We start from the raw sequence: 10,888 nt of genomic DNA, 5'->3' as shown, positions 1-10,888 counted from the left end.
AGGGCCGGAGCGAATGCTCCGGCCCTGCCTGTGCTCTTTATTCCAGGTGGCGGACGATGTCCTGGGTCAGGCGGGCGGTCATACCCCAGACGGCGTGGCCCTGCCAATACCAGATGGGGACCTCCACCCGGCCCCGGGCCCAGCGGTAGTCCGCAGGAATACCCACGGTCTCATAGGGAAAGTCCCCCGGCACGTCCGGCTGCAGGGCATAGACATACTGCTCCGGAGCGGTCTCCCGAAAAAAAGCCAGGGGGACGGTGAATGCCTCTCCCACCTCCGCAGGGGAGGGCGCCACTGCCGCAAAACCGGCGGCCGAGACCAGTCCCAGCACCGGCTGCATCAGAAAGCCCGCCTGATTGCAGATGAAGTCCGGCTTGCCCAGGACCTCCACCTCCTGACGGGGGATGGCCAGTTCCTCCTCCGTCTCCCGGAGGGCGCACTGCTCCGGCGTCTCCCCCGCCTCCATCCGGCCCCCGGGGAAACACACCTCCCCGGGCTGGCGGTGCAGGGCGGCGGAGCGGACCTCGAAGAGCAGGTGCAGGCCGTCCGGCCGCTCCACCAGGGGACAGAGGACGGCATAGCTGTGCCGGGCGCCCAGAAGCCCCGGCACATGGTCTGCGTACCGGCGACGCAGATGTTCCAAGTCTCTCATAGCAGCATCCTCAGCGCCCGCTGTCGATTGACAATGTCCACCACCGGCACGCTGGGGGCATACTCTCCGTCCAGGGACCAGGGCAGCTCCTCCTCTGTCTCCAGCCGGAGGGAGGAGACGTGGCGGAACACCAGGCCCTGGCTGTCGTACTGCTGGTTCAGCAGCGCCAGCACCAGATTCTGCAGGTCCGCGGCTGTCTTGGGGCTGGGGACCAGCAGCATCTCGAATTTCCCGTCATCCAGCACCACCCGCTCCGGGTCCAGCTTCATCAGCCCGCCGATGGAGGTGGAGTTGCACACGGCGCCGAACAGGTAGTCCCCGTCCAGCACCTCTCCGTCAGCGGTGAGGCGGATGTGATAGGGGCGGAGGGTGTTCAGGTCCTTCATCCCCTCCAGAATATAGGCAAAGTGGCCCAGGGCGTTCTTGGCCGCCTGAGAGGCGGCATAGGAACTGCGGGTGAAGGCACCGAAGGAGGCCACATAGATGAAGCTCCGCTCATTCCACCGGCCGATGTCCAGTTCCCGCATGCGGTTCTGTACAATGTTTTTCGCGGCGGACGCCGGGGTCCGTGGAATCTGGAGGCTGGAGGCGAAGTCGTTGGTGGTTCCCTGGGGGAGATAGCCCAGGGGCGGCGGGGCATCCAGCCGCATCAGGCCGGAGATCACCTCGTTGAGGGTGCCGTCTCCTCCGGCTGCCACCACCAGATCGTATCCGGCGCCCTCCCGGGCGGCGGTATCGGCCGCGTCTCCTGGGGCGGAGGTCTCGTGGATCCGGATGAGGTAACCCGCGCCGGAAAGGATGGCCAGCGCGTCAAACAGCGGACCGTGGGGCTTGTTCCGCCCGGCCCGGGGATTGAGAATGAACAGCAGTTTCTTCGTTTTCAAGAGTGACACCTCCTGACTGGGATGGGCGGCCCCATCCAAAGCGATGTAAATTAGTATAGCACGCCGCCCCCGGAAATTCAATTCCGCAGGTGTGACGGATTTGTGAATGTTTCTCCCCCGAACAGGCTGTTTTTTTGCGAAAGCCCTTGCAATCCCCGGGGCGTTCGTGTACAATACACCCTTGCAGGGCAAGCGTTATAAAAATAACATGCCCTGTGAGGCTCCTTTTAAAATTGAATAGAGCCGAACATTTCTGTCAGGGCGGACAGTTTCCGCCCAACACTGACTCGAAATGAGCAGTGATGCAAAGGAGAGAACCATGAAGAAGAGGCTTATGGCGCTCCTTCTTCTGACGGGCCTCCTGAGCGCCGCACTCACCGGTTGCGGAGGCGGCAGCACAGAGCAGGCGTCAGAGGATGGACAGACAGCGGACGGCTCTACCGAGGCGCGGGCCCAGGCGAACGAGATCGTGGTGGGCATCGCGCAGGACCTGGACGAGAGTCTTGACCCTCACCTGGCGGTGGCGGCAGGAACCAAGGAAGTCATGTTCAACGTATTTGAGGGCCTGGTGAAGCCCACGCCTGACGGAGACCTGGTGCCCGCGGTCGCTGACCATTACGAGATCTCTGAGGATCAAACCACATACACCTTTACCCTGCGGGAGGGTGTGCAGTTCCACAACGGGGACCCGGTAGAGATGCGGGATGTCACATATTCCATCAAACGCTGCGCCGACGATTCGGAGGGAACGCCTCTGATCCCGGCGCTTTCTGCTATTTCCAGCATCCAGGCTGATGACACCACGCTGACCATTACCCTGGATCAGCCGGACAGCGAGTTTTTATCCTATCTGACTCTGGCCATCCTGCCGGAGGACTATACGGACCAGGCCACCGCCCCGGTGGGCACGGGGCCTTTCAAATTCGTCTCCCGGACAGCCCAGGACTCCATCGTTCTGGAGCGGTTTGACGGCTACTGGGGCACCCCGGCCCAGCTGGACAAGGTGACCTTCCGGATCATTGAGAACGCGGACAGCCTGGTGATGAGCCTGCAGAGCGGAGCCATCGACATGTTCGCCCACCTGACCAGCACCCAGGCCGCCCAGCTGGGGGATGACTTCCAGGTGCTGGAAGGCACGATGAATCTGGTGCAGGCGCTGTATCTGAACAACGCCGCGGAGCCTTTCAACAATGAAAAGGTTCGGCAGGCCCTGTGCTACGCCGTGGACAAACAGCAGATCATCGATGTGGCCTTCGACGGGTACGGCAGCCCCATCGGCTCCAGTATGTATCCGGCGTTTCAGAAATATTTTGTGGAGGACCTGACAGACTATTATCCCTATGACCCGGAGCGGGCCAGGGAGCTGCTGGCGGAGGCCGGGTATCCCGACGGGTTCTCCATGACCATCACCGTCCCCTCCAACTATCAGCCCCACATCGACACGGCCACTGTGCTGGTGGAGCAGCTGAAGGCCGTGGGCATCACCGCGGAGATTCAGCCTGTGGAGTGGGGTGCCTGGCTCAGCGAGGTGTACGGAAACCGGCAGTTCCAGTCCACCGTGGTAGGCGTAGACGCCTCCAACATGACTGCCCGGGCGCTGCTGGAGCGGTTCACCTCTGCGGCGGACGACAACTTTATCAACTATCAGAACACGGACTATGACGCCCTGTTCCAGCAGGCCCAGGCCACGGCCGACGACGCAGAGCAGACAGAGCTCTACAAGCAGATGGAGCGGAACCTGACGGAACACGCCGCCAATGTCTACATCCAGGACCTGGCGGACCTGGTGGTTCTGCGGAACGGGCTGGAGGGATACCAGTTCTATCCCATCTATGTGATGGACCTGTCCACGGTCCATTACGCCCAGTAAATCCAATGCGCGGCAGGTATGCTGCCGCTGCCCCGGAAGGGAGATGATGCCATGAAGTACGTATGCAAGCGGATTTTGATGCTGCTGGTCACCATGGTCATCGTCTCCCTTCTGGCGTTTGCGGCCTTTGAATTGATCCACGGCAGTGCAGCAGAGATCATGCTGGGCACCCAGGCCACGCCGGAGCGCGTGGCGGAGCTGGAGGCAGAGCTGGGGCTGGACCGCCCCTTCGCGGTGCGGTATCTGGAGTGGCTGGCGGGCTTTTTCACCGGGGACCTGGGGATTTCTTACAGCTACAGCCAGCCGGTGTGGGAGCTGATTGCCCCCAAGGTGGGGATTACCCTGTGCCTGAGCCTTCTCAGCTTCGCGCTGATTGCCGTGGTGTCCATTCCCCTGGGGCTGTGGGCCTCCCGCGGGCACAGCAGGGTGGGGGACGCCGTGGGGACGGTGTTGGACCAGCTGTGCATGGCGGTGCCGCCGTTTTTTACCGGCATCCTGATTTCCTGGCTGTTCAGCATCACCCTCCGCTGGTTTGTCCACGGCCAATTCCCGGATCTGGGTACGGACCCGACCGGGGCGTTCCGGTATCTGTTTTTCGCCGCTGCGGCCATCGCCATCCCCCGGATCGCCATGACCGTGCGGATGCTCCGCAGCACCATTCAGGGGGAGATGCGGCGGGACTATGTCCGCACCGCCATCTCCCGGGGCAATGACCGGGGGGCGGTCCTGCGGCGCCATGTGCTGCGCAACGCCCTGGTGCCGGTGGTGACCTTCCTGGCCCAGACCATGGCGGAGATCGTGGCGGCTGGCATCGTGGTGGAGCAGGTGTTTGCCATCCCGGGGCTGGGACGGCTGCTGGTGGCCTCCATCTCCAACCGGGACTACCCCGTGGTGCAGGCCATCGTGGTGATCCTGGCCTTCTGGGTGGTGCTGGCAGGCACCGTGGCAGACATTGTCAACCAGCGGATCGACCCCCGCCTGCGGCTGGGAGGTGCGTCATGAAGCGGCGGATGAACGGATACCTGCTGGCCGGGCTGATTGTCACCGGCCTCATGGCGGCGCTGATCCTGGTCGGCCTGGTGTGGACGCCCTACGACCCGGACGCCCTGCTGGCGGGGCCCAAGCTGGAGGGCCCCTCCCTGGCCCATTGGCTGGGGACCGACAGCTTCGGCCGGGACATCTTCAGCCGGGTGCTGCAGGGGGCGGGCACCACCTTCCTGATCGCCCTGAGCACCGTGGCCATCGGCGCGGTGTGCGGCACGGCAGCGGGCGCCCTCACGGGCTATTTCGGCGGCGTGGTGGACGAGGTCCTGATGCGCCTGAATGACGCGCTGACCGCCTTTCCCAGCATCCTGCTGGCCCTGGTTCTCATCAGCATCCTGGGGCCGGGGAATAAATACAACGTGGTGATCGCCCTGGGGATCGTGTTTATCCCCAGCTTTGCCCGGGTGACCCGCACCGCCTTCGCGGCGCTGCGGGACGTGAATTATGTGAAGAGCGCCCGGCTGATGGGGGCCTCCAGCGGCCGCATCCTGGTGCGGCAGATCCTGCCCAACACCACGCAGGTGCTGCTGCCGGCCATCACCATCGGCTTCAACAACGCGGTGCTGGCGGAGGCCTCCATGAGCTATCTGGGCATCGGCGTCACGCCGCCGGACGCCTCCCTGGGCTACATGCTCTCGGAGGCGCAGGGGATGCTGACCAGCGCCCCCTGGTATGCCCTGGGTTCCGGCGGCGCCATCGTGCTGCTGATCTTCGGCGTGGGTCTCATCGGCGAGGGCCTGCAGCGCCGGAACGGGGGGGTGTCCTGATGCTGGAGATCCGAGATCTGCATGTGAAATTCCACACCCGGCAGCGGGAGGCCGTGGCGGGCGTGTCCCTGACCATCCACGACGGGGAGATCCTGGGGCTGGTGGGCGAGTCCGGCTCCGGCAAGTCTGTCACCGCCATGAGCGTGGCGGGACTGCTGCCCCGAAAGCAGTGCGACTTTTCCGGGGAGATCCTGCTGGACGGCGCGGAGCTGCTCCACGCAGACCGCACGCTGCTGCGGCAGGTCCAGGGGAGGGAGATCGGCGTGGTGTTCCAGGAGCCGCAGAGCTGCATGGACCCCCTGATGCGTATCGGCCCCCAGGTGGAGGAGGTGCTGCGTATCCACACAGACCTCTCCCGGGAGGCGCGGCGGGACCAGGCCCTGGCGGCCCTGGCAGCAGTGGAGCTGCCGGACCCGGCGGGCGTGTATCGGAAGTATCCCCACGAGCTCTCCGGCGGGATGCTGCAGCGGGCCATGATCGCCGCGGCCGTCGTGGCACGGCCCAAGCTGCTGCTGCTGGATGAGCCCACCACCGCCCTGGACGTGACCATCCAGGCCCAGATTTTGGAGCTTTTGAAAAAGCTGAACCGGGAGTCCGGCATCTCCATGCTGTTCATCTCCCACAACCTGAACGTGGTGCGGAAGCTCTGCACCCGCACGGCGGTGATGCAGCGGGGCGTGCTGGTGGAGGAGGGGGACATCGAGACGGTGTTCCGCCATCCCCGGCACCCATACACCCAGCGGCTCATCGCCGCCATTCCCACCCGGCACCGGAAGGAGGAGACGCCATGAGCGAACAGGAGCTGGTGCTCTCCGTCCGGCACGTCACCAGCGGATACCGGGACCGCGGGCTCTTCCGCCGTGGCCCCTATCAGGAGGTCCTCCGCGACGTGACCTTTGATGTGCGCCATGGGGAAATCCTGGGTCTGGTGGGCGAGTCCGGCACCGGAAAATCCACCCTGGCCAGGACCATCCTGGGCATTGTGAAGCCCGACCAGGGGCAGGTGATTCACTACACCAAGCGGCCCCAGATGATCTTTCAGGACCCGTACAGCGCGCTGAACCCCGCCTATTCGGTGGAGTGGACCCTGGAGGAGCCGCTGCGGGTCTACGGCAAGTATGACGCCCCGGAGCGTAAGCGCCGGGTGCGGGAGATGCTGGACCGGGTGGGTCTGCCGGAGGAGTGTCTGGCGGCAAAACCGGCGGAGCTCTCCGGCGGACAGCGGCAGCGGGTGTCCATTGCCGCAGCGCTGATCCAGCGGCCACGGTTCCTCATTGCCGACGAGCCGGTGTCCGCCCTGGACGTGACCATCCAGGCCCAGATCCTGGACCTGCTGCGGACGCTGCGGCGGGAGCTGGATCTCAGCTATCTCTTTATCTCCCACGACCTGAATGTGGTGTACCAGCTCTGCGACCGGGTGCTGGTGATGAAAGAAGGCCGCATCGTGGAGCAGGGAACAGTGGATGACATCTTCGACCACCCGAAAGACGACTATACCCGCCAGCTGCTGGCGGCAGCGGAGTGAGCATGACATTTTTCAAGTCCCACCAAAAACTGCACATCTGGCTGCTGGCGGACCTGGTCCTGCTGGCGGCCTTCTGGATCGCCCGGGAGCACCGGGACTGGATGAACGCCCTGGAGCGATTTGTATCCGCCCCGATCCGGAGATCTCTGGGCAGCCTGTGCTATCGGGTCTCCTTCTCTGTGATGGAGGTGCTGTATGTCCTGGCGGCCGTCCTCGTGCTGGCCTATGTGGTATGGAACATCACGGCGGTAGTCAGGGCCAGAGGGCGGCGGAAGCGCCGGGCTTACAGCGCGGTTCTGGGGGCGGTCTGCGCCGGGCTGAGCGTCTGCGCCGCTACCTGCCTGCTGTGGGGGGTGTGCTATTACACGGACACCTTCCAGGACCGGTCCGGCATCCGGGCGGAGGAGGTATCGCTCCCGGATCTGACGGCGGTGACCGCGTGGTTCGCGGAAAATCTGGCGCAGACAGCCGACCAGGTGCCCCGGGATGAGGCGGGGACGTTCAATGCGTCTCTGAACGAGATCTTTGCCGGGAGCACGGACATCTACCAGGGCGCGGAGGACCTGTTCCCCTTCCTGGAATTTGAGGACCGAGCGCCCAAGCGGATGTTCTTCTCCAGGGTCATGAGCGCCATGAACTTCACCGGCGTCTACTTTGCTTTCACCGGGGAGTCCAACATCAACGTGGACGCCCCCGCCTGCCTGACCCCCTCCACCATCGCCCACGAGCTGTCCCACCAGCGGGGCATCGCCTCGGAGCAGGAGTGCAACTTCCTGGCGGTGCTGGCCTCCACCACCAGCGGCGATCCGGTGTACGAATACTCCGGCTGGCTGATGGGGTACATCCACCTGGGCAACGCCCTGTACCAGGCGGATCCGGCGGCCTGGCAGGCCATCCGGGACAGCCTTCCGGACACGGTGCGGGCGGATCTGGCATCTAACAACGCCTACTGGGCATCCTTCGAGGGGGCTGCGGCGGATGCCAGCCAGAAGGTGTACGACACGATTTTGAAGGGCTACGGCCAAGAGGACGGCATCCGCTCCTACGGGACGGTGGTGGACCTGCTGGTGGCCTATTACCGGGACACGGCCCGGACCAACGGATCGGAGGGCTTGACCACATGAACATTCTGGTGACACTGGACCGCAACTATCTCCCGCCCCTGCGGGTGATGCTGGGCTCTCTGCTGCGGAATGATCCTGGCGAGACCTTTGAGATTTACGCCATCGGAGACGGCCTGCTGCCGGAGGACTGGGCGGCACTGGAGGAGCTCTGCGCCGGTCGGGGGCGCATCCACCCGTTGGAGGTGCCGGCGGACCTGTTCGCCGACGCGCCGGTGGCCCGGTACTGGACCCGGGCCATGTACTACCGGCTGCTGGCGGCGGAGCTGCTGCCGCGTTCTCTGGACCGGGTGCTGTATCTGGACCCGGACATTCTGGTAATCAATCCCGTCCGGGCCCTGTATGATACGGACCTGGAGGGAGACCTGATGGCCGCCGCCACCCACACCGGGCTGCTGGCGGGCATCACAGACCCGGTGAACCGGCTGCGGCTGGAGAACTATGAGGCGGAGGCCTACTACAACTCCGGCGTACTGGTGATGGATCTGTCCGCCATGCGGCGGGAGGTCCGGCCGGGTGACATCTTCGACTATGCCCGGGAGCACGCCGACATTCTGCTGCTGCCGGACCAGGACGTGCTCAACGGCCTGTACGGCGGACAGATCCTGGGGGTGGACGACAGCCTGTGGAACTACGACGCCCGGCGGTTTGACCGCTACCTGCTGCTGAGCCAAGGGGAGCGGGACATGGACTGGGTGATGGACCACACGGCCATCCTCCACTTCTGCGGCAAGCGCAAGCCCTGGAACCACAGCTATCAGGGCCGGTTTTCCGCCCTGTACAAGCACTACCAGCGTCTGGTGGAGCGGCGGTGAGGGCGATACCGATCCACGCGGCCGTCTTCTCGGGTGGCCGAGGGCGGCCGCCCCTACCCGATGGAAAAAACGCCGGGATGGCAGAGAGATCCGTCCTGAAGCAAATCAAACAAGCGGTCCCGGGTTTTACCCGGGACCGCTTTTGCGCATAGTATTTTATTTCATCAGCTCGCACACCAGATCAGTGTAGCCGGAGGGATCCTCCAGGGGCAGACCTGCGATCAGCAGAGCCTGGTCGTACAGCAGCGTGGCGTACTTTTTGGCCTTCTCCGGGTCTGCCGTCACGGCGGCCTCCAGGGCCTGGAAAGCTGGGTGCTCCACATTCAGCTCCAGGATCCGCTCGGCGCGGATGGCGCTGTCCGGCTGGACCGCCTGGAAATACTTCTCCATCTCAAAGCTCAGGCCCTCCCCTGCCGTCAGGCACACGGGATGGGACTTCAGCCGGGCGCTGGCCTTGACCTCCTTCACCTGATCTCCCAGGGTCTCCTTGACGAAGTCGAACACGGCCTTGTGGGCGTCTGCGGCCTCCTCGGCCTTCTTCTCGGCCCCCTCCTCGATCTCCTGGTCCAGGACAGAGCGGAACTCCTTGTCCTGGAAGGTGTGAAGGATCTGGGCACAGAACTCGTCCACCTCCTCCGTGAAGTAGAGGATCTCCGTGCCGGACTCCCGCAGGCCCTCGGTCTGGGGCAGTTTGTCGATCTTCTCCAAGCTCTCGCCGGCCGCGTAGTAGATGAACTTCTGGTCCTCTTTCATCCGGGAGACATACTCCGCCAGGGTGACGGGCTTCTTCTCCGTAGAGGAATAGAACAGGACCAGGTCCTGAAGCAGCTCCTTGTGGGCGCCGTACTCGCTGACCACGCCGTACTTGATCTGGCGGCCAAAATTCTTCCAGAAGGTCTCGTAGCCCTCCCGGTCGTCTTTCAGCATTTTCGCGAGCTCGCTCTTGATCTTCTTCTCCAGGTTGGCGGCGATGACCTTCAGCTGCCGGTCGTGCTGGAGCAGCTCCCGGGAGATGTTCAGAGACAGGTCGGGAGAGTCCACCACGCCCCGGACGAAGCGGAAGTGCTCCGGCAGCAGGTCGGCGCACTTGTCCATGATGAGGACGCCGTTGGAGTACAGCTGCAGTCCCTTCTCGTACTCCTTGGTGTAGTAGTCGAAGGGCGTGGCACCGGGGATGAACAGCAGCGCCTTGTAGGTGACGGCGCCCTCGGCGGACACGGCGATGACCTTTTGGGGGTCGGCGTAGTCGTGGAACTTGTCCCGATAGAACTTGTTGTACTCCTCCGGCTTCACGCTGGACTTGCGCCGCTGCCAGATGGGCACCATGGAGTTCAGCGTCTCCTCTTCCTGATACGTCTCGTACTCCGGCTTGTCGTCGGGGCTACCCTCCTTCCGGCGGGTCTTGGAGACCTCCATTCGGATGGGGAAGCGGATGTAGTCGGAATACTTCCGCACCAGCTCTTGGAGCCGCCAGGACTCCAGGAACTCACTGTACTTCTCATCATCGGTGTCCGCCTTGATGTGCATGATGATGTCCGTGCCCACGGCATCCCGCTCGCATTCGGTGATGGTGTAGCCGTCGGCGCCGGAGGACTGCCACATCCAGGCGGCGTCGGCGCCGTACTTCCTCGTCACCACGGTGATGTGGTCCGCCACCATAAAGGCGGAGTAGAAGCCCACGCCGAACTGGCCGATCACGTCGGTGTCCTTGGCGTCGTCCCCCACCTCCTGCTTGAACTTGTAGGAGCCGGAGGAGGCGATGACGCCCAGGTTGTTCTCCAGGTCCTCCTTGTCCATGCCGATGCCGTTGTCGGAGACGGTCAGAGTCCGGTGTTCCTTGTCCACCTTGATCTCGATCTTGAAGTCCTTGCGGCTCATGCCCACGGCGTCATCCGTCAGGGCCTGGTAGCACAGCTTGTCACAGGCGTCGCTGGCATTGGAGATGATCTCCCGGAGAAAGATCTCCTTGTGGGTGTAGATGGAGTTGACCATCAGGTCCAGCAGCCGCTTGGACTCCGCCTTGAATTGCCGTTTTGCCATGATATTGCACTTCCTTTGGTGTTTTTTCTCAACAGAAATCAGTATAGCACTTTGAACAAAACAAATAAATGACCAATTTGTAAATTCCGCCCGCAAACGGTTGTGCGGCGGTGGGTTTGCGTGTAAAATAATGACAGAATCACACCCTGCGGCAGGAGCCGCCGGAAAAG

The 10,888-nt window shown here is 63.6% G+C and carries 10 protein-coding genes; 7 read left to right on the top strand and 3 right to left on the bottom strand.

Annotation, left to right across the window (positions count from 1 at the left end; translation table 11 throughout):
• Positions 1–37: 37 nt before the first annotated feature.
• Together HMPREF1546_RS11060 and HMPREF1546_RS11055 are read right to left on the bottom strand one after the other, a co-directional pair.
• Positions 38–652, bottom strand: coding sequence for a CoA pyrophosphatase (locus tag HMPREF1546_RS11060; protein WP_021748030.1), 615 nt, complete (start codon positions 650–652; stop codon positions 38–40).
• A complete protein-coding gene (locus HMPREF1546_RS11055; protein WP_249390654.1) occupies positions 649–1,545 on the bottom strand; it encodes a diacylglycerol kinase family protein in 897 nt (298 codons plus the stop codon). Before HMPREF1546_RS11055 ends, HMPREF1546_RS11060 begins: the two co-directional genes overlap by 4 nt.
• A gap of 310 nt (positions 1,546–1,855) precedes the next feature.
• On the opposite strand from HMPREF1546_RS11055, the gene HMPREF1546_RS11050 reads away from it, so the two are divergent.
• The 7 genes from HMPREF1546_RS11050 to HMPREF1546_RS11020 are packed head-to-tail and all read left to right on the top strand — an operon-like array spanning position 1,856 to position 8,678.
• Positions 1,856–3,406 (top strand): ABC transporter substrate-binding protein, encoded by a 1,551-nt coding sequence (locus HMPREF1546_RS11050; protein ID WP_036629628.1) that lies wholly within the window; start codon positions 1,856–1,858, stop codon positions 3,404–3,406.
• Positions 3,407–3,457: 51 nt separating this feature from the next.
• A complete protein-coding gene (locus tag HMPREF1546_RS11045; protein ID WP_036629626.1) occupies positions 3,458–4,408 on the top strand; it encodes an ABC transporter permease in 951 nt (316 codons plus the stop codon).
• Entirely contained in the window at positions 4,405–5,217 is an 813-nt protein-coding gene (locus HMPREF1546_RS11040; protein ID WP_021748026.1) for an ABC transporter permease, read from the top strand. Before HMPREF1546_RS11045 ends, HMPREF1546_RS11040 begins: the two co-directional genes overlap by 4 nt.
• Positions 5,217–6,008 (top strand): ABC transporter ATP-binding protein, encoded by a 792-nt coding sequence (locus tag HMPREF1546_RS11035; protein ID WP_021748025.1) that lies wholly within the window; start codon positions 5,217–5,219, stop codon positions 6,006–6,008. Before HMPREF1546_RS11040 ends, HMPREF1546_RS11035 begins: the two co-directional genes overlap by 1 nt.
• Positions 6,005–6,742, top strand: coding sequence for an ABC transporter ATP-binding protein (locus HMPREF1546_RS11030; protein WP_021748024.1), 738 nt, complete (start codon positions 6,005–6,007; stop codon positions 6,740–6,742). The genes HMPREF1546_RS11035 and HMPREF1546_RS11030 overlap by 4 nt, the downstream gene beginning before the upstream one ends.
• Before the next feature lie 2 nt (positions 6,743–6,744).
• On the top strand, positions 6,745–7,866 hold the full coding sequence (locus HMPREF1546_RS11025) for a DUF3810 domain-containing protein (protein WP_021748023.1): 1,122 nt from the start codon (positions 6,745–6,747) through the stop codon (positions 7,864–7,866).
• Complete coding sequence (locus HMPREF1546_RS11020) at positions 7,863–8,678, top strand: glycosyltransferase family 8 protein (protein ID WP_021748022.1); 816 nt, start codon at positions 7,863–7,865, stop codon at positions 8,676–8,678. Before HMPREF1546_RS11025 ends, HMPREF1546_RS11020 begins: the two co-directional genes overlap by 4 nt.
• A gap of 156 nt (positions 8,679–8,834) precedes the next feature.
• Here HMPREF1546_RS11020 and htpG read toward each other — a convergent pair whose 3' ends face one another.
• Positions 8,835–10,718: a molecular chaperone HtpG gene (gene htpG, locus HMPREF1546_RS11015; RefSeq protein WP_021748021.1), complete on the bottom strand. Its 1,884-nt coding sequence runs from the start codon at positions 10,716–10,718 to the stop codon at positions 8,835–8,837.
• Positions 10,719–10,888: the final 170 nt, after the last annotated feature.

Source organism: Oscillibacter sp. KLE 1745 (genome assembly GCF_000469445.2).
In the GTDB taxonomy this organism is placed as follows: Bacteria; Bacillota; Clostridia; order Oscillospirales; family Oscillospiraceae; genus Oscillibacter; species Oscillibacter welbionis.
Note: the sequence above shows the minus strand (reverse complement) of the source record. Positions and strands in the feature narration are given on the sequence as shown.

Bases quoted from the DNA above. Each gene is read 5' to 3' on its own strand.
- HMPREF1546_RS11060 (WP_021748030.1), bottom strand. From the start codon at position 652: ATGAGAGACTTGGAACATCTGCGTCGCCGGTACGCAGACCATGTGCCG.
- HMPREF1546_RS11050 (WP_036629628.1), top strand. From the start codon at position 1,856: ATGAAGAAGAGGCTTATGGCGCTCCTTCTTCTGACGGGCCTCCTGAGC.
- htpG (WP_021748021.1), bottom strand. From the start codon at position 10,718: ATGGCAAAACGGCAATTCAAGGCGGAGTCCAAGCGGCTGCTGGACCTG.
- HMPREF1546_RS11045 (WP_036629626.1), top strand. From the start codon at position 3,458: ATGAAGTACGTATGCAAGCGGATTTTGATGCTGCTGGTCACCATGGTC.
- HMPREF1546_RS11030 (WP_021748024.1), top strand. From the start codon at position 6,005: ATGAGCGAACAGGAGCTGGTGCTCTCCGTCCGGCACGTCACCAGCGGA.
- HMPREF1546_RS11020 (WP_021748022.1), top strand. From the start codon at position 7,863: ATGAACATTCTGGTGACACTGGACCGCAACTATCTCCCGCCCCTGCGG.
- HMPREF1546_RS11035 (WP_021748025.1), top strand. From the start codon at position 5,217: ATGCTGGAGATCCGAGATCTGCATGTGAAATTCCACACCCGGCAGCGG.
- HMPREF1546_RS11025 (WP_021748023.1), top strand. From the start codon at position 6,745: ATGACATTTTTCAAGTCCCACCAAAAACTGCACATCTGGCTGCTGGCG.
- HMPREF1546_RS11040 (WP_021748026.1), top strand. From the start codon at position 4,405: ATGAAGCGGCGGATGAACGGATACCTGCTGGCCGGGCTGATTGTCACC.